At 37.2% G+C, this 21,296-nt stretch carries 24 protein-coding genes and 1 riboswitch; of the genes, 20 read left to right on the top strand and 4 right to left on the bottom strand.

The genetic code is table 11. The annotated features are described in order from the left end of the window. The first annotated feature begins 9 nt into the window (after nt 1-9). From rplQ to U8519_RS04390, 14 genes are all read left to right on the top strand, one after another. Nucleotides 10-390: a 50S ribosomal protein L17 gene (gene rplQ / locus U8519_RS04455; protein ID WP_125568079.1), complete on the top strand. Its 381-nt coding sequence runs from the start codon at nt 10-12 to the stop codon at nt 388-390. A 186-nt stretch (nt 391-576) separates the two neighbouring features. Beyond that, on the top strand, nt 577-1,410 hold the full coding sequence (locus U8519_RS04450; RefSeq protein ID WP_334329125.1) for an energy-coupling factor transporter ATPase: 834 nt from the start codon (nt 577-579) through the stop codon (nt 1,408-1,410). Further along, nucleotides 1,386-2,240, top strand: a complete 855-nt coding sequence (locus U8519_RS04445; RefSeq protein ID WP_334329124.1) for an energy-coupling factor ABC transporter ATP-binding protein — start codon at nt 1,386-1,388, stop codon at nt 2,238-2,240. Before U8519_RS04450 ends, U8519_RS04445 begins: the two co-directional genes overlap by 25 nt. After that, entirely contained in the window at nt 2,241-3,038 is a 798-nt protein-coding gene (locus tag U8519_RS04440; protein WP_334329123.1) for an energy-coupling factor transporter transmembrane component T family protein, read from the top strand. A gap of 3 nt (nt 3,039-3,041) precedes the next feature. Then, nucleotides 3,042-3,788, top strand: coding sequence for a tRNA pseudouridine(38-40) synthase TruA (gene truA, locus U8519_RS04435; protein ID WP_334329122.1), 747 nt, complete (start codon nt 3,042-3,044; stop codon nt 3,786-3,788). Nucleotides 3,789-3,915: 127 nt separating this feature from the next. Continuing rightward, entirely contained in the window at nt 3,916-4,359 is a 444-nt protein-coding gene (gene rplM, locus U8519_RS04430) for a 50S ribosomal protein L13 (protein ID WP_125712144.1), read from the top strand. 13 nt (nt 4,360-4,372) lie between these two features. After that, nucleotides 4,373-4,765, top strand: coding sequence for a 30S ribosomal protein S9 (rpsI, locus tag U8519_RS04425; protein WP_334329121.1), 393 nt, complete (start codon nt 4,373-4,375; stop codon nt 4,763-4,765). 163 nt (nt 4,766-4,928) lie between these two features. After that, nucleotides 4,929-5,546 carry a hypothetical protein gene (locus U8519_RS04420; RefSeq protein WP_334329120.1) on the top strand — a complete coding sequence of 206 codons (618 nt, stop codon included), beginning with the start codon at nt 4,929-4,931 and terminating at the stop codon, nt 5,544-5,546. Nucleotides 5,547-5,631: 85 nt separating this feature from the next. Next, a complete protein-coding gene (locus U8519_RS04415; RefSeq protein WP_334329119.1) occupies nt 5,632-6,030 on the top strand; it encodes a hypothetical protein in 399 nt (132 codons plus the stop codon). Nucleotides 6,031-6,080: 50 nt separating this feature from the next. Then, nucleotides 6,081-6,650: an SOS response-associated peptidase gene (locus U8519_RS04410; RefSeq protein ID WP_334329118.1), complete on the top strand. Its 570-nt coding sequence runs from the start codon at nt 6,081-6,083 to the stop codon at nt 6,648-6,650. 195 nt (nt 6,651-6,845) lie between these two features. Further along, a riboswitch (TPP riboswitch) is annotated at nt 6,846-6,943 on the top strand. Nucleotides 6,944-7,010: 67 nt separating this feature from the next. After that, nucleotides 7,011-7,307 carry a thiamine-binding protein gene (locus U8519_RS04405; RefSeq protein WP_334329117.1) on the top strand — a complete coding sequence of 99 codons (297 nt, stop codon included), beginning with the start codon at nt 7,011-7,013 and terminating at the stop codon, nt 7,305-7,307. Further along, nucleotides 7,276-8,037: an ABC transporter permease gene (locus tag U8519_RS04400; RefSeq protein WP_334329116.1), complete on the top strand. Its 762-nt coding sequence runs from the start codon at nt 7,276-7,278 to the stop codon at nt 8,035-8,037. Before U8519_RS04405 ends, U8519_RS04400 begins: the two co-directional genes overlap by 32 nt. Before the next feature lie 14 nt (nt 8,038-8,051). Further along, nucleotides 8,052-9,053, top strand: a complete 1,002-nt coding sequence (locus tag U8519_RS04395; RefSeq protein WP_334329115.1) for an ABC transporter substrate-binding protein — start codon at nt 8,052-8,054, stop codon at nt 9,051-9,053. A gap of 4 nt (nt 9,054-9,057) precedes the next feature. Further along, nucleotides 9,058-9,798, top strand: a complete 741-nt coding sequence (locus tag U8519_RS04390) for an ABC transporter ATP-binding protein (RefSeq protein WP_334329114.1) — start codon at nt 9,058-9,060, stop codon at nt 9,796-9,798. A 27-nt stretch (nt 9,799-9,825) separates the two neighbouring features. On the opposite strand, the gene U8519_RS04385 is transcribed toward U8519_RS04390, so the two are convergent. The 3 genes from U8519_RS04385 to U8519_RS04375 all read right to left on the bottom strand — a co-directional run bounded on the left by U8519_RS04385 (nt 9,826) and on the right by U8519_RS04375 (nt 13,558). Next, nucleotides 9,826-11,592, bottom strand: coding sequence for an ABC transporter ATP-binding protein (locus U8519_RS04385; protein ID WP_334329113.1), 1,767 nt, complete (start codon nt 11,590-11,592; stop codon nt 9,826-9,828). Nucleotides 11,593-11,619: 27 nt separating this feature from the next. Further along, a complete protein-coding gene (locus U8519_RS04380; RefSeq protein WP_334329112.1) occupies nt 11,620-12,312 on the bottom strand; it encodes a MarR family winged helix-turn-helix transcriptional regulator in 693 nt (230 codons plus the stop codon). 181 nt (nt 12,313-12,493) lie between these two features. Next, complete coding sequence (locus U8519_RS04375; RefSeq protein ID WP_334329111.1) at nt 12,494-13,558, bottom strand: baeRF8 domain-containing protein; 1,065 nt, start codon at nt 13,556-13,558, stop codon at nt 12,494-12,496. Between the two features lie 292 nt (nt 13,559-13,850). Between U8519_RS04375 and U8519_RS04370 the strand changes: the two genes are divergently transcribed. Together U8519_RS04370 and U8519_RS04365 are read left to right on the top strand one after the other, a co-directional pair. Further along, entirely contained in the window at nt 13,851-15,380 is a 1,530-nt protein-coding gene (locus U8519_RS04370) for a YfcC family protein (RefSeq protein WP_334329110.1), read from the top strand. 82 nt (nt 15,381-15,462) lie between these two features. After that, the gene (locus U8519_RS04365) at nt 15,463-16,083 is read left to right on the top strand and encodes a hypothetical protein (protein ID WP_334329109.1); all 621 of its coding nucleotides are present in this window, start codon (nt 15,463-15,465) and stop codon (nt 16,081-16,083) included. Nucleotides 16,084-16,123: 40 nt separating this feature from the next. On the opposite strand, the gene U8519_RS04360 is transcribed toward U8519_RS04365, so the two are convergent. Then, a complete protein-coding gene (locus U8519_RS04360; RefSeq protein ID WP_334329108.1) occupies nt 16,124-17,527 on the bottom strand; it encodes an NAD-dependent succinate-semialdehyde dehydrogenase in 1,404 nt (467 codons plus the stop codon). Between the two features lie 315 nt (nt 17,528-17,842). On the opposite strand from U8519_RS04360, the gene U8519_RS04355 reads away from it, so the two are divergent. From U8519_RS04355 to U8519_RS04340, 4 genes are read left to right on the top strand one after another with little or no spacing between them, the layout of a single operon-like run. Next, nucleotides 17,843-18,877 carry a phosphate/phosphite/phosphonate ABC transporter substrate-binding protein gene (locus U8519_RS04355; RefSeq protein ID WP_334329107.1) on the top strand — a complete coding sequence of 345 codons (1,035 nt, stop codon included), beginning with the start codon at nt 17,843-17,845 and terminating at the stop codon, nt 18,875-18,877. An 11-nt stretch (nt 18,878-18,888) separates the two neighbouring features. Beyond that, the gene (gene phnC / locus U8519_RS04350) at nt 18,889-19,644 is read left to right on the top strand and encodes a phosphonate ABC transporter ATP-binding protein (protein ID WP_334329106.1); all 756 of its coding nucleotides are present in this window, start codon (nt 18,889-18,891) and stop codon (nt 19,642-19,644) included. Then, entirely contained in the window at nt 19,644-20,435 is a 792-nt protein-coding gene (locus tag U8519_RS04345; RefSeq protein ID WP_334329105.1) for a phosphate/phosphonate ABC transporter permease, read from the top strand. Before phnC ends, U8519_RS04345 begins: the two co-directional genes overlap by 1 nt. After that, the gene (locus tag U8519_RS04340; protein WP_334329104.1) at nt 20,432-21,286 is read left to right on the top strand and encodes a PhnE/PtxC family ABC transporter permease; all 855 of its coding nucleotides are present in this window, start codon (nt 20,432-20,434) and stop codon (nt 21,284-21,286) included. The genes U8519_RS04345 and U8519_RS04340 overlap by 4 nt, the downstream gene beginning before the upstream one ends. Nucleotides 21,287-21,296: the final 10 nt, after the last annotated feature.

Below are 21,296 nucleotides of genomic sequence, written 5' to 3'. Positions count from 1 at the left end.
GGTATAGACATGGGCTACCGTAAATTAGGACGTACAAGTTCTCAAAGAAAAGCAATGTTACGCGATTTAACTACTGATTTAATCATTAATGAACGTATTGTTACAACTGAAACTCGTGCTAAGGAAATCAGCCGTACAACTGAAAAGATGATTACTCTTGGTAAGCGCGGAGATCTTCATGCTCGCCGTCAAGCAGCTTCATATGTTAGAAACGAAGTTGCTAACATTTCTGAAGAAGACGACGCAGTTGTTGTTCAATCAGCACTTCAAAAGTTGTTCAGTGATATTGCACCTCGTTACAAAGAACGTAATGGTGGATACACACGTATTTTGAAGACTGCCCCTCGCCGTGGCGACGCAGCTCCAATGGTTATTATTGAATTAGTTTAATAATAAGTTTATTAAAAATCAGTCATTCTGATGAATTAGTGAGTGTTAAGATGATGGTTATGAAAATAGCTAAGTCTATCTCTGAGATTTCGGTAAAACGAAACACTAATTTGTCGAATGATTTTTTTTTACCCAAAAAGACATTTTTTCGCTATGATATAACTAGCAGATATTGAGGAGAGACAATTGGACAATATAATTTCGATCAAAGATGTAACCTATACATATCCAGATTCAGAAGCTCCTGCAATTAATAACCTTTCACTAGAGATACATAAAAATGAATGGCTATCGATAGTTGGTAAGAATGGTAGTGGCAAATCCACGCTTACTAAATTGATCGATGGTCTTATTGAAAGTGACTCAGGTTCTATTGAAGTTGCTGGTCAAATCATTAACGAAGAAAATATTTGGGAAGCAAGAGAAAAAATTGGAATCGTCTTTCAAAATCCAGATCATCAATTTGTTGGTGCTACTGTTGAAGATGACGTTGCTTTTGGCTTAGAGAATCAAGGTGTACCTCGTGATGAGATGATCAAAAAAGTCGATGAGGCTTTGGTAATGGTAGGCATGCAAGCATATAAGACTCGTGATCCGCAGTCTTTGTCAGGTGGACAAAAACAACGTGTGGCGATTGCAGGCGTCTTGGCTACGAAACCGCAGATAATCATTATGGACGAATCAACCAGTATGCTTGATCCCAATGGTCGTAAGACAGTGCTTGATTTGATCAAACGATTGCGACGTGAACAAGATATTACGATTATTTCGATCACTCATGATATTGAAGAAACACAATTATCTGAAAGAATTGTTGTACTCAACAATGGAAAAGTTGTTGAAGACAGTGATCCGAAGTCTATCTATGATTTAGGCCCTGAGCTGACCAATTTTGGACTTGAGGAGCCTTTTTCTAGTCAAGTGGCATCATCGTTAAGAAGTATCATAAAATTGCCTGAGGGCTACTTAAATGAAGAGGAGCTAATTGATAACATATGGAAATCATCTTCAAACATGTAACACACTCATATGAAGCCAATAATCCTATGGCAGCTCTAGGCTTAGATGATGTGTCAGTTGACATCAAAGATAAGAAGTTTACAGCGATAATCGGTCAAACCGGTAGTGGTAAATCGACATTAGTCCGTCATATCAACGCACTGTTAAAACCCACCAGTGGCACGATCACGGTTGGTGAGCGTGAAATCAATTCAGAAACGAACAACAAGAATCTTAAACCACTTCGCAAAAACGTCGGAATGGTCTTTCAATTTCCGGAGAGTCAATTATTTGAAGACACTGTGGAAAAAGATATTATGTTCGGTCCAATGAATTTTGGTATGTCAGAAGATGACGCAAAGTCGGCTGCACATGATATGATTAAACTTGTTGGTTTAAATGAAAAGTATTTGAGCAAATCGCCTTTTGACTTGTCTGGTGGACAAATGCGCCGAGTTGCGATTGCTGGAGTGTTAGCAACACAACCGGAAACGATCATATTAGATGAGCCAACGGCTGGGTTAGATCCAGTTGGTCGCAAGGAGATCATGGATTTATTTAAGCATCTTCAACAAGAGGGTAAAACTATCATCTTAATCACACATAATATGGACGACGTGGCTAATTACGCTGACGAAGTAATAGTTATGCATGATGGTAAGAAAGTTGCTGAGGGGACTCCTATGGAGGTTTTCAACAATCAAAAGTTATTAACAGATGGTATGCTGACTCTTCCACAGAGTGCGATTTTTGCACAGAAACTATCACAAAAATATTTTCATTTTGCACAATTACCGATAACTATCAGTGACTTAGCAGCTGAAATAAAACGACAAATTAATGGTGATTAAATGAACAAATTAATTCTTGGGAGATACTTACCAGGGGATTCGTTGATTTATCGACTGGACCCGCGTGGTAAATTTTTGATTACATTTTATTTTATTGGAATCGTATTTTTAGCAAACAATGTTGCATCTTATGGATTTTTACTATTGTTTGTTTTATTTGCAGTTTATTTATCAAAGATCAGTTTAGGTTTCTTTCTTAAGGGACTCAGGCCGATGTTCTGGTTGATCTTGTTCACAGTTATCCTGCAGATGTTTTTTACACCAAGTAAGACACCTTTATGGAGCTTTGGAATTTTGACCCTCTCCAAAGAGGGGTTGATCATATCGGCCTATATTTTTATTCGATTCGTTTTGATTATTTTTGTATCCACTTTATTAACATTAACAACGACGCCAATCGAGATTTCTGATTCAATCGAGAGCATTTTAAAGCCTCTAAAAGCAATCAAATTTCCTGTAACTCAGGTTGCTTTGATGTTGTCGATTGCATTACGGTTCGTGCCCTTGTTGATCGATGAAACTACTAAGATCATGGATGCTCAAAGAGCACGTGGTGTCGATTTTGGTGAGGGTGGTTTGATCAAGCGTATTAAATCCTTTGTACCAATATTGATTCCATTATTCGTTAGTAGTTTTTCGATTGCTTATGACCTAGCAATCGCCATGGAATCACGAGGATACAAAGATGGAGAGGGTCGAAGTAAGTATCGAGTTCTCAGTTGGTCCACACGTGATACAGTAGCAGCACTGGTAATGTTAGTAATTACAGTGATTTTATTATTTATTCGGAGTTATTAATTTATGACAAGATACAAGTTGACCATCGCTTATGATGGGACTAAGTTTCACGGGTTTCAACGCCAACCTGATATGAGAACAGTTCAAGGCGTGATCGAGAAGGCTCTGTCTAAAATGACTAAGGGAACTCACGTCGAGGTATATGGTTCAGGCAGAACTGATGCTGGAGTCCACGCGTTTGGTCAGGTGATCCATTTTGATTATCCTGGACAGATGCCAGCAATCAGTATGTTAAAAGCCATCAATTCGCTGATGCCATTGGATGTGATCGTGAAAGATTCAGAGATTGTCGACGAAAATTTTCACGCTCGCTTTGGTGTCAAACGTAAGACTTATCAATATCGGGTCGATTGTGGATATTATACAGATCCATTCAAGCGGTTTTACACAGGCCATTATCAATATCCGGTCGATGTGGATAAAATAAAATTGGCATTGCAAGATCTTGAAGGTGAACATGATTTTACTAGTTTCGCGGCTTCAGGCGGAGTAATTGAAAATAAAGTTCGCACAATTTACTCAGCTACGGTAAAATATGTAGCATCAGAAAATGAATTGATTTTTGAATTTACTGGAAATGGTTTCTTATATAATATGGTAAGAATTCTCGTTGCTACGTTATTGGAGATCGGTAACGGCAGACGAGATGTTCATGATTTTTTGAGATTATTTGAAGTAAAAGACCGTCAAGAGGCACGAGGTACAGCACCGGCTAGCGGGTTATATTTAAAAGAAGTATTTTATGAATAAAACCTGTGGATAATTATTGACTTATGGCAGAATACCAAGTATTATTGTTGTTGGTATTGTTTGCCCCACGATGAGCCCCGGAAACTTATTGAGTGTCAAACAGACGTAGAAACTGGAGGAATTTAAAGTGCGTACAACACCATTAGCAAAAGCAAGTGAAGTTGAACGTAAATGGTATGTGATCGATGGTGAAGATGTCGTTTTAGGTAGACTTTCATCAGTTGTAGCTTCAATTCTTAGAGGTAAGAACAAGCCAACTTACACACCTAACGTTGATACAGGTGATAATGTTATTATCATCAATGCAGATAAAGTAAAATTAACAGGTAAAAAAGCAAAGGGAAAGATTTATTATTCTCACTCAGATCATCCAGGTGGTTTGAAGAGCATTAGTGCCGGCGAAAAGAGAGCAACAAAACCTGAATTGTTTGTTGAAGACTCAATCCGTGGTATGTTACCTAAGAACAGTCTTGGTCGTCAAGAAATCATGAAGTTGCATGTTTATGCAGGTCCTGATCACAAACACCAAGCACAAAATCCAGAAGAGTTGGATATCAACAAACTAATTTAAGGAGGAAAACATTTTGGCACAAGTATCATATGCTGGAACAGGCCGTCGTAAAGACTCAACAGCCCGTGTTCTATTAGTTCCCGGAAACGGAAAAATTACTATCAACAAGCGTGATGTCAAAGACTACATTCCTTTTGACAATTTGATTGCTGATATGAAACAACCATTAGATATTACTGAAACAGGCGCTAACTATGACGTTATTGCTAACGTTAATGGTGGTGGCTTCTCAGGACAAGCTGGAGCAATCAGACATGGTATTGCTAGAGCACTTCTTGAAGTTGATCCAGACTTCAGACCTACTCTTAAAGCAGCCGGATTCTTAACACGTGACCCTCGTATGAAGGAACGTAAGAAACCAGGTCTTAAGAAAGCTCGTAAGGCTTCACAATTCTCAAAACGTTAATATATTCCAGATATTACACTTTGGACACTCACCTTTTGGTGGGTGTTTTTTTGTGTTATATGATATTCTTTTGAAGCCTAAAGTATTAGGAGAAATATTTGTTGTGGAAAAACTGTGTTAATTCTAATTATTTGTTTTTAATAAAATCTAGGTGGGTAAGAAGATGTTGGAAACTAAAATCTATAATTGTCTGTATGATCAAAATCTCATGGGAAGTAAGTCGTCTGTTCATAAAGGAAATTCTTTTAGGTCGGACAGAGCTAAAGAGCAACTTGCTTTTTACGAGCAAAAGTATCAAAATGATTTGGATAAAAAAACTTATTTAGACTTAATAATAAATTATACAAATGATTTCTTAGATAAAATAGATATACCACGAATTAATAATCCAGTTAAATATGTTGATAAGTTACAATTCAATGATGAATTTTATGCTGCAATACAAGAAGAATCAGGTATAGCTTCGGATAAAGATATAGTTTGGATGAAATTTACTACTACCGGTCTTTTGGGTCTTGTAGCTGTGAGCAATGATATTAATTTTGAAATACCAAATGATGATAATTATGATGCTGTGAATGCTAAAGGTCAGTGGCGGTACAACTCTTCGGGCATCTTGGCACATATGTTAGATCAAAGATGGGACGAAAGTTTTGTCTTAATATTTCCTCTTAAAAATATACCAATTGCACTGTCTAGGAGTGATGTTGAGTGTGGAATAGGGAATTATTTAATTGAAATGGGCATTCCAATTATGGATTATTATTCTCACAAGTTTTAATTTAATTTTTGTACTAGGTTATGAGAATCTCTAATGAGATAATGTTGATAGAGTTATTAAACTTATCAGTTAGAGGAGGAAGACAATGTTTGATTATGAAGAATTAACATTTGAATCACTAGTGCTTACTTTTGATGAATCTAAAAGGGCGCATCAGTTAATGCATGCATCATTGATCGTTGCAGATGATAATGCGAAGGAACTATATAGTGATTTTGTAGATGCGTGTGTTTCTTATGCTAATATTAGAGCTATTTGGGCTACTTCCTCTAGTAAAGTTCGTTATGAAATTGACGAAAAAAGAACAGCTAATCATAATTTAGTGCTTAGCAGTTTGGATGCTCTGGATAGATATTTAACTAAAAGAAATATTGATACTAATTGGCGAAGTATAATCGGTAAGCAGCATTCTGGTCAGGAACGTAAACGACAAGGTGATTTTGCCTGCTATATAGCTTATATTCAAGGACTTGCTGCAAGGTAAATTTTTTTGTTGTGTATAACTTATTCAATAGCATCAAGGGAGTTGTTAATATGTGTGGAAGATTTACTTTTCAACCGTCAGATAACGAAGAAATCAACCGAATCTATCAATTGGCTGTGGATAATGGTTATGAACCCAAAACAGGAGAAGTCTTTCCCACAGATCAAACAGCAATTGTTCGGTCGGGTAAGGGACAAGTTCAAGTTGTTACGATGAAGTGGGGCTTTCCAGGCTTTAAGTCAGGACAAAATATTATCAATGCACGATCGGAGACAATCATGCAAAAGCCAATGTTTTCGGAATCATTTCTGAATAGACGTTGTGTATACCCGACGACTGGCTTTTTTGAATGGTCAGCTGACAAAGTGAAACACCGATTTAATTATGGATCTGACCCAGATACACTCTACATTGCGGGATGTTACAAAGTTTTTGACGGTGAAGCACACAGTGTCTTGTTAACAACTGCACCGAATGAATCGATGATCAAGATTCACGATCGTATGCCGTTGATCTTGCAAAAAAATCAAATCAAAGCCTGGATCTATGATCAGAAATTTGCCATTGATTTTTTGCAATCAGCAATGCCAAAATTAAAATCTGAACCATTATCTAATTAATAAAGCTCTATGCGTTAATATAATAATCGGATGAATATTTTCCGAAGAACTCAAATGTATCAAGACTTCAAGACCTGTTAATCACTAATAGTCATACTATTAGTAAATTGACAGGCTTTTTTTCATCCTGTAATCTGTGGGAGTCCTAAAGCAGCAGATGATATATCACAAGTAAATCAATTTAGGAGCAATACAATAATTTAGCAGGGGAACGCGAATGCGTTGAGAAGGTTTAACCTGACCCTTTGAACCTGTTGGCCAATACCAGCGTAGGGAGCATGTCATTAAATGACTATTTCGGCATTTCTCTATTCTGGAGAAGTGTCTTTTTTTATAAATTAAATAAAGTGGGGGATCAATATGGAAGCCAGTGTTGCAATTCAAGTTTTACCGATCGTAAATGATGAGGACAAACTGATCAGTATTGTGGATGAAGTTATTGCTTATATTTCTAGTACCGGACTTAATTATCAGGTGGGAGCATTTGAAACATCGATCGAAGGTGATTATGACGAGCTGATGGAAATAGTAAAGCAATGTCAATTGATTGCTGTAAAGGCTGGAGCACCAAGTGTTTCAGCATATATCAAAGTTGTCTATAAGCCAGAAGGAGAAGTATTGAGCATTGAAAAGAAAACGAAAAAGCACCAACATTAATGCTTATTCGATCCTTTCTTTGGTCTTGATACTAGTAATTTGGCAAGTGGTTAGTGTTCTCAAGTTAGTTCCTGACTTCATGTTGCCATCGCCATTACAAGTGGGACAGGCCTTTATCAGTGATTTTCATTTATTGATATTTCACGCCAAGATAACATTACTGGAAGCGGTGGTGGGATTGATATCAGGTGTTACTTTGGGAATAATCTCCGCTATATTTATGGATTATTTTCACGGAGTAAGAGATGCACTGTATCCGGTATTAGTCTTAACACAGACGATACCTACGGTTGCGATAGCGCCTCTATTGACGATTTGGTTTGGATTCGGGATCATGCCGAAGGTAGTTTTAATCATTATTACGATATTTTTTCCAGTATCAGTAGCGATGCTGAATGGATTTTCATCAGTAGATCAAGATGAGATACGTCTATTGCGTTCAATGGGGGCTAATCAATTTCAAATTTTTAAACACATCAAATTACCAGCTAGTCTAGGAGATTTCTTTTCAGCCATGAGAATTGCGGTCACTTATGCTGTGATCGGTGCCGTTATCTCGGAGTGGTTGGGAGGATTCGAAGGACTTGGTGTATACATGACTAGAGTTCGTAAGTCATATGATTTTGACAAGATGTTTGCGGTCATATTTTTGATCTCAATAATAAGTTTATTGTTAGTAGCGTTAGTTAATTTAATTGAAAAATACAGTATGCCTTGGAAAAGGGATTAATAATGGGGGATCAAATGAAATTTAGATGGAAAATTTTATTAGTTTTAAGTATTTTTGCAGTCTTTGCTGGATGCAGCAATAAAAATAGTTCTAAGTCAGAAGCAAAAGATTTAAAGAAAGTTACGATCGTATTGGATTGGACACCGAATACCAACCACACTGGTTTGTATGTCGCAAAGGAAAAAGGCTATTTTAAGAAGCAAGGTTTGGATGTAAAAATCGTTCAACCATCAGATGGGGATGCTAGCTCAATCGTTGCAAGTGGCAAAGCTGACTTTGGTATCTCAGCTCAAGATACATTAGCTGCTAATTATGCATCGAAGAAACCATTGCCAATTACAGCCGTAGCAGCCATTTTGCAACACAATACTTCGGGTATCATGTCTCGTAAGGGTGACGGAATCGAAACTCCTAAGGGCTTAGAGGGGAAGACATATGCCACTTGGGATTCACCAATCGAAAAAGCAATGATCAAGAACGTTATGGAACAAGATGGTGGGGATTATAGTAAATTAAAGATGATTCCTAATAATATCGTTGATGAACCAAAAGCATTGAAAGAAAAACAAGCAGATGCTATTTGGGTGTTCTATGGTTGGGGTGGTATTTCAGCTAAAGAACAAAAAGTTCCGGTGGATTATTTTTATTTCAAAGATTTGAATTCAACTTTTGATTACTACACGCCGGTAATTATTGCTAACAATAGTCTGTTGAAAAAAGACCCTGACACTGCTAAGAAGTTCTTAAAAGCAACCTCACAAGGATATGACTATGCGGTCGATCATCCCAAAGCTTCAGCTGATATTTTGAGTAAGCAAGTGCCAGAATTGAATAAGAAATTGGTCACGGCTAGTCAAGTTTGGATTTCTAAACAATACAAAGCTGAACAATCACGTTGGGGCTATATCGATCCACAACGCTGGAATAGCTTCTATAAGTGGTTGGGCGACAATAAGCTAGTTAAGAATGAGATTCCAAACAATACAGGATTTACCGATAAGTACTTGCCGGAGTAATTGCATGCCAAAGTTAGTAGTCGAACATATTTCAAAGAGTTTTGAGTATAAAAAAATACTAAATGATTTAAGTTTTTACGTGGAAAAGAACGAAATCGTCAGTATTGTTGGTCCCAGTGGTGTTGGTAAGTCAACTTTGTTCAATATTATTGCTGGTCTCTTAGTTCCTAGTCAGGGAGAAGTTTATTTGGATGGTAAGAGTATTCTCAATAAACCGGGCAATGTCTCTTATATGCTTCAAAAGGATCTGCTGTTGCCGTATAAAACGATTGAACAAAATGTCGCTTTGCCGTTACTTCTAAAGGGATGTCATCAGAAACAAGCTTTAATTCGTGCCAACGAATTGTTGAAGGAATTTGGTTTTGAAGCAGTTAATAAATCATATCCGGATGAATTGTCAGGTGGAATGCGTCAACGCATTGCATTACTTAGAACGTACTTATTCTCTGACAATTTGATCCTGTTAGATGAGCCATTCAGTGCTTTAGATACCTTTACAAAAGCAGAGATTCAATCTTGGTACTTAAAGGTTCACAGAAGCTTAGGTTTGACGACACTTTTTATCACACATGATATTGATGAAGCTATTAAATTATCCAATAGAGTTTATGTGCTAAAGGGTAGCCAGGTGAATAGCTTAGCTAGTGTAGAAATAAAGAGTGATTTTAAAAGAATAGACAAGTTTTTGTTGTCGAGAGAATTTTTAAATTACAAGAAAGAAATTATAGCTAGTTTAAATAAATAAAGAACCTGCCAAAATTGGCAGGTTCTTTTAATTGACCATTTGTTCATTTACGTACTGTGCGTATAACTTGTGATTCTTGATCAGTTCTTCGTGTGTTCCATGACCGGTAACTTGTCCATGTTCGATGAAGTAGATTTGATCTGCACCAACGATAGTTGATAAACGATGGGCAATGACCAAAGTAGTTCGACCAATCATTAATTGTTCTAAGGCACGTTGAACTTTTTCTTCTGATTCTGAATCCAAACTAGCAGTAGCCTCATCTAGCATTAGAATTTTAGGATCGCGTAAGAAGGCCCGAGCGATTGCGATTCTTTGCTTTTGACCACCAGACAATTTAACGCCGCGTTCCCCGATTTGAGTATCTAATTGTTCAGGGAACTCTTGAACGAATTTATCAGCATATGCTAGTTCCAAGCCATGCCACAAGTCTGCATCTGACAAAGTTTTATCCAATCCGTATTGAAGATTATCACGAATACTACCAGCAAAAACAGCACTATCTTGTGAGACATATCCAATTTGGGAACGCCAATTAGATACATTGATGTCATCGATATTGTGATCACCGATCGTTATTTGGCCAGCATCAGGCTGATAGAATCTCTCTAGTAAGGAGAATAAAGTCGATTTACCACCCCCACTAGGACCAGCAAAGGCAATGACTGTATTGGGTTTTGCTTCAAATGATACATTAGTCAGTATTGGATGATCAGGTTCATAACTGAAGGAAAGGTTGTGGGCGGAAATGGTTTTTCCCTCGACATTGATTGTATTGCCACTTTCAACCGGTTCAAGTTCAGTATTCAAAATTTCTTGAACACGTTCAGTCGATCCCATGGCCTTTTGAACTTGTGAGAAGAAGGTAGCAAAACTAGTGACCGGTGCAATGATATTGAATAAGTAGAGTAGGAAGGCGACTAGAGCGCCACTGGTCATAGTTCCTGCTTGAACACGAACGGCTCCGTAACCGAGGATCCCAACGAAGATTCCCAACATGGCTGTCATCATAATTGGTTGCAAGACGGCTTCAACCTTGGCATCTTTAACACCTAATTTAAAGATATTATTGATAAAGTTGCCGCCAGTAGTCTTCTCGAATGATTCACCATTGCTGGATTTGATCAGGCGTACTTCAGATAGTTTTTCACTAGCATCAGCATTGAAGTCAGCGGTAGCTGCTTGTAATTGTCGGCCTAATTTTGAAAGAATCCTACCCACTGGTAATAGGATCAATATAAAGATCGGCACTGCACTGAACATAATGGCAGCCATTTTCCAATCCATTAAGAATAAGATTATCATCGAACCGACTAATTGAATTCCACCGGTAATAAAGTTGGGGAACTGCGAGGTTACTAGATCCTTGATAACTGAGGTATCATTGACCAATCGAGAACTACTCTCACCTGATTTATGATCATCGAAGTAACTGACGGGAAGTTTCAGCAGGTGATTCCACAATCTCTCGCGCAGTGTCTTAACGGCACTTTCGCCAACGTAACGGAGCAGAAATCCGCCAATGGTTCCGAATCCTAGTTGGATCGCAAATGCTAAGAGTAAAACTGCCAGCATTTTGCCGTCTATTTTTGTCAGTTGGCTAGTATCTACTAATCCTTTAGTCAGTTGCGGCACAACCAAACTGGCACCGCTGGTGACCAAACTTAATAATAAACCTAATATAAAAATACCTTTTTTGGGGTTAACACTATTGATCAAGTGTAAAAACTCTTTGAGTTTAAGATTGCCTTTATTACGTGGCAAATCTGATCTCATAACTGCTTCACTGCGCATTATTAATATCCTCTAAGTTGTTAAAAATTAAAATCTAAAATTACGTGTTCGATGATCGCCATGTCCCATATGATTTCGGCAACCATGGTCCATCATCATACCGGGCATGAATCCCATACCATCAGGCATTTCGCCGTTCTTCATAGCTTTACGCATCTCTTTTCTCATTTGATGACGCATATCTTCAGGAGACATATCTTGCCAGTCATCACCAAATTTGGCCATCATTGTTTCATGGACTTTTTGCATCTGTTGCATGCGATCCATTGGATCAACGAATTTGTTAGCCTGTTGTTTGAAGTCATCGTCCCAGCCATTGGCTATTTTAGAGAGATTATCGCTGAAGGTTTGCTTTTCGTTGTCATCTAGTCCGGCAAAGAAGGTCTCACTGTAATCTTCATCCTTGAGGGATGCATTTTTATCGGCTTTTTCACGGCCAGCATCAGTCAAATAGACTAGTTTAGTTCGTTTATCATTGTCATCTTCTTTACGGATGATATCGCCACTAGTTTCAAGTTTCTTCAATAATTCGGCAACGGAACTAGGGCGTAGGTCTAATACCTCAGTCAAATAACGCTGACTTAGACCATCCTCTAATCTAAGAATGGCCAGAACACGTTGTTGTCCTGATAACCGTTGTTTATTTTGATGCATATAGTTATTGCTTGCTTCACTGATGAAGTGAAGCTGTTTCATTAAATCATCTGTTAATTTACTCATATTAAGTCCTCATTTCTAATTAATATCATTCGGTACCGAACCTTTTATTCCAAAAATGATTATAGTTCGGTACCGAATAATTGTCAACCAAAAGATTTTATATTAGTACCACACTAAAAAAATCGTTACTATATTTTACAGCAACGATTTTTTTGAGTAGTTAGTAAAATTTCAAACATTATTAATAAACAATGGCACTGATCTTTGGCAAATCAGAACTTTCAGCAGTATCGATCACCTGACAATGTACCTTATTTTGTGCAGCCTTCAGCATTAACTTGTTTTGATCTACGGAATACGAATCACCATTGTTGAATGAGATCAACGATTTAACGCGCTCATCATTCAACGCATGTTTGATACTGTCAACATCATTGATAACCTTGTCTTTTCGATCAGCTTGATTGTATTCTTTCATTAGTTCCTGTGACTTGAGTAATTTTTGATCTTCAAAGATTTGATTGATTCTTTCGGATAACTCGTTTTGTGATAGGTTAATGATCGACCCGTGGATCACATCATAAATATAGCTAGCGTTGCCGTAATTACTGAGATAATTATCAAGCACTTCAGGCAATCCTGAAATAATGAAACGGAATCCTTTTTCTTTATTCATTTTAGCTAATTCGCGATCTAAGTAACGATAGTAGATCAATTGGTCTTTTTGTTGTTCTTCGGATTTCGTCCGATGCCCGTGATAGGCTCCTGCTAATCCAGCGTATGATCCGGTATTTAAGTTAGAATTAGCATCGAAGTCTGAATAATAATCTGAAAAATTACTGTGTATTTCGGCAAATTCAATGGCCTTTAAACTAGCTATATCGATCACGTTGATGCGATCACGGCTAAGATTGATGATGTATTGAGGTCGGTCGGCAATTTCAGGGACGAATAAGTCTTGGATCAAAAAGGTGCTGCCAACGTGTGCCTTAGGTTGAACATCATGATCAACTTCGCTAATTTGGAGATTTTCATTGTTGGCAAAGATCAATAGCGATTTACTTGAAGAACTCCATAGATCACGGTCAAGCGTTAAGTTCTCTAATTTATCAACAACGTCGTTCCAATCACGGCGTGGGTAATTGTATTCAAGATCCTTTTTGACATCTTTGAGCAAGTTTTTATAAGTTAAGATGTTGTTTTCAATTTGAGGAGTTTCAGGGTGGATAGGTAGGATGATACTGATTTTGGGTTCAACGTTAGATGATAAAAGTTGTAGCAAATCTTTTTGAATAGTTATTTTCATAGATATTCTCCTAATCATTACTATAATTTTTTTGTAATATAATAGTATCATCATGCATAAGATGTTGGCTAGTAATAACCATTTTACCAATAATATTTTAGCTATTTTTGATAAAAAGTTATTGCGGTCGTTAAATTTTTGTGCCAGTAAGAAGTCTAGATTTATTCGAAACTTTGTTGTTTTAAAAGATAAATAATTCACAATATCTCTGTAAAGGCTTGCATGACCTATGATATACTCTTAAATGGGACTAAATTGGTTTAGTCAAATTTTAAAAAAGGGGTATTAAATCATGGCTACTACGAAAAAGAAAAAACACGCCTTTCCGTCGGCCTATACGGTCATAGTCATTGTTTTAATCATGGTTCAAGCTCTAACATTCTTTATACCTTCAGGTAAGTATTCAACTTTAGAATACAGTTCTGAGAGCGATGCTTTTGTTATTACCAATCCTAAAGGTAAAACTAAAGAAGAACCTGCGACTAAGAAAACACTTGATAAGTACAAAATAAATATCAAGTTGTCTAAGTTCAAGGATGGTACTATTTACCGTCCGGCAGCAATTCCTAATTCTTATGAAGGGATCAAGAAGCCAAAGCGTGGCGTATTTGGTACGATCAATCAGTTCTTGACCTCCCAAGTTCAAGGTATTGTTGACAGTGTTGATATTATTGTCTTTATTCTTATATTAGGTGGGGTTATCGGAATTGTTAATGCCACCGGAGCGATGGACGCAGGAATGAAGCGTCTGTCGGAAATCTTAAATGGTAAGCAAAAATGGCTGATCATCATTGTTATGTCATTGATTGCTTTGGGTGGTACAACTTTTGGATTAGCGGAAGAAACAATCGCCTTCTATCCAATTCTGATACCGATCTTCTTATTAGCGGGATACGATACTCTGACCGCGATTGCGACAGTTTATCTGGGAACCGCTATTGGTACGATGAGTTCCACAATTAATCCGTTCTCTACCGTAATTGCTTCGAATGCGGCTGGGATCACTTTTACCGATGGGATGCCGCTGAGAGTCTTGATGTGGGTAGCTGCTGTCGGAATTTCAATTATCTATACGATTCGCTATGGTGAAAAAGTTCGGAAGGATCCGTCTAACTCATTAGTTGCAGATCAAATGGAATCTGATCGTGAACAATTCTTAGATGAAGATATGGCTGAAGAAAAAGTCTTTACTCTTCGTCAAAAGCTCTCGCTGATCGTCTTTGCCTTAGGATTCGTCGTAATGATCTGGGGAGTGCAACAATTAGGCTGGTACTTCACAGAGATTGCGGTAGTCTTCTTAGCAGTAACTTATGTCTTAGTATTTGTCGCTGGTTTAGGTGAGAAAAAGTTCGTTGAGAGCTTTGTTTCTGGTGCTGGTGATTTGTTAGGAGTTGCTCTGACTGTTGGTTTGGCACGTTCAGTTGGTATCGTAATGGAAAATAGTTACGTTAGTGATACGATCATGAACTACTTCAGTAATCAGATCAGTGGCATGAACAATATTCTCTTTATTTGTGTACTATTCTTCGTTTATATTATCTTAGGTTTCTTTATTCAATCATCATCAGGACTTGCCGTCCTATCGATGCCTATTATGGCACCGCTAGCCGATGTAGTGGGAATCGATCGTGCTTTGATCATCGATGCTTACAACTGGGGACAAGGCTTGATAGGATTGATTGCGCCAACCGGTTTGATCCTAGTGTCACTATCAATGGTAAATATTGGCTTTGATAAGTGGATCAAGTTTGTTATGAAGCTTTTAGTTACAATTGTTGTCTTAATATTGATCTTCCTAAGTGTCGGAGTTTTGATTTCTTAAGTAAAAAAATAAATCTTTTTCGTAATTTAGTTTTGTAGGGAAAATTCTTATAAACTTTTGATTACGAGGAAGATTTTTTATTATGTTTGATAATATTATGGAAATACAATTAGAAAAAATTAGCGTTCAAATTGAACGAATCTTATTTGAAAATAATTTATTACTGTCCGAATTAGCCGATAAAACTGGATTGATAGCTGAAGATATTCAGAATTATATTGATTGCCGGCGCATACCACCGCTTTCGTCTGTCAAAGCCATTGCTGAATTTATTAGTAAACCAGTCGGTTGGATCTATTTTGGAGAAGTGAATGAATATATTTATGATTACTTGGTTTTACGGGGTTATGAAGCTATGCTGAATGACTATCCAGATATACCGAGACGGATAGAATATGATTTTATTAATGGTGAATTCAAGAACCCAGGTTGGGAAAATCAATACGGATATCCGGAAGAAGTGTTTATTGATGACTGTTTCTTCGATATTGAGCGTGAATGCATGAATGACCACGTTCGCCTTTCAGCATTGAGATATTTAGCACATCACAATATTCCTTTTAGAAGTTTTAAGGAAAAAGAACTGAGTATTAATCGAGTTGTCAATTTAGTTTCAGAAGTTAGAGAATATACAGGTGATTTTGGTTACGAAGATCAGGATGATATTGATTTTATCATTGAAGATTATTTTAAGAGAATATAGAAATGGCCACTCCACAAAAATGTAGAGTGGCCATTTTGATTTAGAATAATCCGCCAGCTAGATTATTTAGATCTGGCTTATCAACGGCGACGATTAATTTTTCATTAACGAATGCTTCAAGTCCTAGATTACTCATCTCACGACCGAAGCCTGATTTTTTAACACCACCAAATGGTAGTTCTGGAAGAGTGAACATGAATGTATTTACAAAGACCATTCCAGTTTCAATTTCCTTAGCAATATCTGAACCGTGCTTCTTACTACCGGAGAAGACGATACCGCCTAGACCATAATTGGAATCATTGGCAATTGCGACAGCTTCGTCATCACTTGAAGCTTTATAAACTTGTGCAACTGGTCCAAACATTTCTTTAGAGTAAGCAGGATTCTTACTATCGATGTCAGTTAATATCGTTGGCATGAAGAATTGTCCAGGTAGGTCAATTGGTTTGTTACCATATTGAACCTTGGCTCCGGCTTTGATAGCTTCATTCACTTGTTCAGTCAATTTATCCTTAGCTCTAGCTGATGACATTGGTGCCAAAGTTGTCTTAGGATCCATTGGATCTCCTGGTTTGAATTCTGAGAATTGCTTAGTTAAGCGTTCCACGAATTCATCGTATAAGTTATCAGCAACGATGAATCGTTTGGACGAAGTACATACTTGACCGGCATTGTAGATTCTAGCCTTAGCAGCTACGCTCATTACTTGATCGATGTCAGCGTCGCTTAGGACGATGAAGGCATCTGTACCACCGAGTTCCATTGTGGATTTCTTTAAATTCTCACCGGCAACTCGATTAACAGATTGTCCGCCACGTTCAGAACCAGTCAAAGCCACTCCTTGAATACGATCGTCGGCAATGATCTCTGACACTTGATCGTATGATAGGAATAAGTTAGTCAAACTACCTTGAGGAGCTCCAGCATCATTGACAACTTTTTCAAATGCTACGGCGGAGCCAGGTGTGTTTGAAGCGTGCTTTAAAATCATAGGATTACCAACCATAAAATTAGGTGCAAAGACACGCATAATTTGATAGTAAGGGAAGTTCCAAGGTTCAACCATCATGATCGTACCAGTTGATTGTTTCTCTACCCAGGCATCACCAGCACCTGATTTGATAGGTGTTGGTTTAAGTAGATCTTCAGCGTTATCAGCAAAGTAATCAGCAATCAAAGCACATAATTCTACTTCACCTTTAGCTTCACCAATCAATTTTCCCATATCAAGGACCATTGTTTTAGCAAGGTCAGCTTCATTCTTTCTCATTAAATCGGCTATTTTGTGTAGAATTGCAGAACGTTCTGAAATAGGTTGTTTTTTAAATTGGTGATAGAGCTTGTCATCAATTGTAAGTGTTTTTTGGATATCTTCCTCAGTTGCATTGTCGTATTCTTTTACGACTTCGTTATTAAACGGATTAATTGTTTTATAGGCCATAATTAAATTCCTCCAATTTTTGAGTACGGTTTAAGAATACACGTTAGAGTAGGGTTTAAGTCAACTAATTGCATTGAAACAAGCTTCACTAACTCTGAAAATATAAATTTATTCTTATTGATAGTACATACGAAATATCTAATAGATATATTGGAACTATAAGCTTTCAGTGATGCAACATTTACATTGTAAACTTTCAGTAAAGTTTTTTCTTACATATCATTGCAATCTTTACATTAAATATATAGAACGTATACATTCCTTTGTTAAGCTAGGTTTGTTCAAAAAAAGAAAGAGAAAGTTGGTTATTATTTAATGAAAAAAGGGCGATTTATAACAGTTTGTTTAGGGTTAATGTTATTACTTGTCGGTGTATTAACTGGTTGCTCCAGTCAAAACTCAGCAAGTGCAAAGAAAGACTCAGGTAAGATCTCAGTAGTATTTTATCCAAATGAATCTGCTAAGAACTTCACTGCTTCACGTGATGAAATGAAGAAACAGATCCATGAAGCAACTGGTAAGGAAGTAGATATCCAAACAACAACAGATTATAACGTTGCCATTGAGGCAATTGCATCAGGAAAGGCTCAATTAGCATTCATGGGGGCTGATGGTTATATTCAAGCACATGCACAAAACAAAAAGGTTCTTCCATTCTTACTACAATCTGGTGAAGATGGAACAACTAAAGGTGCAAGCTATAGATCATACTTAATGGTTCCAAAAGAAAAGGCCGCTTCATATATGAAAGACGGTAAATACAATATTGATAAGATCAAAGGCGAAAAGATCTCATTCGTTTCAGCAAGTTCAACTTCAGGTTTTGCAGTTCCAACAGATGAAATTCAAAAACACTTTAAGTTAGCTGATAAAGACAAGCTTTCTGAAGGTGGCAAGTTCTTCGATAAAGTTCTTTATGGTAGTTCACATCCTGGTTCAGCTGTTAACTTACTAAAGGGTGACGCTGATGTTGCCGCATTTGATGATATTGATTTAGCACCATTCCTAAAAGTATCAGAAGGTAGTTATGACAAGGTTGGTTCAACATTTAAGGTTAAAGATGATGCTGATGCACCATTTACAGATTTCAAGGGTAAAGAAATGATCAGTATTTCTGTACTTCCAGTTCAAAATGGACCATTCGTAGTTAATACAGAATCACTAAGTGAAAAAGATCAAAAAGCTATTCAAAAACGTTTCACATCAAAAGATGTAACAGACAATCCAAAGTTGTTCGCTAAAGAAGGAGCAAAGAATCCTACTCTATGGCAAAAGAAGAGTGCTAAAACAACACTTCTTCCAGTTAACGACGATTGGTACAAACCTACTCACGAATTAGTTGGTAAATAAGGGGACAAACAATGCTAGAGGTAAAACATTTAGAGAAAAGCTATCAAAAAGATAAACCGGCGTTGACAGATATTTCATTTTCCGTCGAGCCAGGAACATTTGTTGCAATTATTGGACCTTCAGGTGCAGGTAAGACAACTATTTTGCGAAGCTTGAATCAATTGATCAAGGATGACGGCGGACAAATTCTGCTTGACGGTGGTGATCTTAGGACAGCAAACAAATCACAATTACGAAATTATCGTCGACAAATTGGAATGGTATTTCAAAACTACAATCTTGTTGAACGTTTAACTGTAATTGAAAATGTTTTACACGGACGCCTAGGATACAAGTCTACTTTTGCAGGGATGTTTGGTCGTTACACAAACGAAGAGAAACAAGAAGCCATGACTTTGTTAGAAAAAGTTGGGTTAGAAGAATTCGCATTACAACGCTGCTCGGATTTGAGTGGTGGTCAAAAGCAACGTGTTGGTATTGCCAGATCATTGATTCAACATCCAAAAGTTATTCTTTGTGATGAACCGATTGCTTCACTTGATCCAGCATCATCTCAAACTGTTATGCAATTATTGAAGGATTTAACTACAGAATTTAACATTATCTGTATCGCTAATCTTCATCAAATTGGTTTAGCGAAAGATTATGCTGATCGTATCATTGGGATTCGTCACGGTAATATGGTTTTTAATGAAGAATCAGATGCCTTGTCTGAGGAAATATTGGAGACATTGTATGATCAAAACGTTACTGAGGAGCTTAATTAATGCAAACACCTGTAAATTATTTAGCTCGAAAACATTGGAAACAGACAGGAACTATCGTACTTATTGGAAGTATTTATCTATTAAGTAGTTGGATCTTGAAATTTGATAATCTATCAGGAGTTGTTGCAATTCCCAAGGCCTTTTCGTGGCTAGGAATCAATTTCAAACCGACTGCTAATTCAATACACTTCCTACCAACTATTTGGCAAAAACTGATAGGGACAGTGTTATTAGCAATTGCCTCTACTGTTGTTGCATCGATCATTGCGATTTTTGTCGCAATTTTAGGTTCAAAGGTAACTGGCGGTAATGCATTGATACAGACAATTGTTCGTGGTATAGCATCTTTCTTCCGAAATATACCATTGGTTGCTTGGGCAATGATATTGTTATTTTCATTTAAGCAAAGTGATTTCACGGGATTCTTAGCATTGCTTTTAATGTCAGTGGGATATCTGATCCGTGCTTTTATGGAAATTATTGAAGATGAGGCTAGCGAAACGATGCTGGCTTTGAAGGCAACTGGTGCCAGCTATTTTCAAGTGATTTTCCAAGCTGTGTTACCACAAATTATGCCAAGTTTAATTAGTTGGGTTTTATATATGATTGAAAACAATGTTCGAGATGCAACGTTGGTTGGTATCTTGACCGGAACAGGTATCGGATTTGTTTTTGATATATACTACAAAAGTTTTCGATTTGATGCGGCGGGTATGACAGTATTGTCGATCATTGTCGTAGTAATTGCGCTAGAAGTATTGTCGAATCAGATCAGAAAGGTTATCTTATGATTTCGAATAGCGATGAAAGGCTGATTACAAAGCCAAAGTCACCACAACCTAAAAAAATAAAACTGCGTAATCCTAGTTTATCAAGATATATGATTATTGGAGTTATTACCTTTTTAGTGTTGACTACTGCATATACATTGACACATTTGGATTCAGCTAATGTTAAGATCGGTTCAGCTTTTCGCGGGCTGATGATGACATTGAATCAAATGTTTTTACAACCAAGCGCTGGAACTGATGGGATAGTCATGCTTTTACAAGCATTAGGTATCAGTTTGTTACTGGCAATTATGACAACAATTATTGGTGCAGTTGTAGGTTTCTTTTTAGCTGTGATGGCTTCTAAAAACTTAACCAATGCATGGTTGAGTAGCAGTATTAGAGTTTTTATGGCTGTAGTACGTGCAATTCCAACTATTATCTGGGTTTTGATTTTTTCAATTGTCTGCGGATTGGGGACAAACGCTGCTATTTTGGGACTTAGTTTCCATAGTGTGGCTTATCTGACTAAAGCATACTCAGAAAGTATTGAAGAAATCGATCAATCTACTATCGAAGCATTGAAGGTTACTGGTAGTAAATTTTGGGTAATTGTATTTCAAGCAATTTGGCCAACGATAATTGCATCTTTAGTATCATGGACATTTATTCGTTTAGAGATCAACTTTGCCAATGCGGTTGCTGTGGGTGCAGCTGCTGGTGCTGGTGGAATAGGGTATCAACTATTTGTTGCCAGTGGAATGAGTTTTGATTTTCACGAAGTAGGGATGATCGTTTATCTGATTATTGCCGTTGCCATCTTATTAGAATTTATTGCGGTTAAATTAAGAAAGACTTACATCGCTAAGTAGGTCGAGAGGA

The sequence above is a fragment of the Companilactobacillus sp. HBUAS59699 genome (genome assembly GCF_036913575.1).
GTDB lineage: Bacteria > Bacillota > Bacilli > Lactobacillales > Lactobacillaceae > Companilactobacillus.
This window is presented reverse-complemented; position numbering and strand designations above follow the sequence as displayed.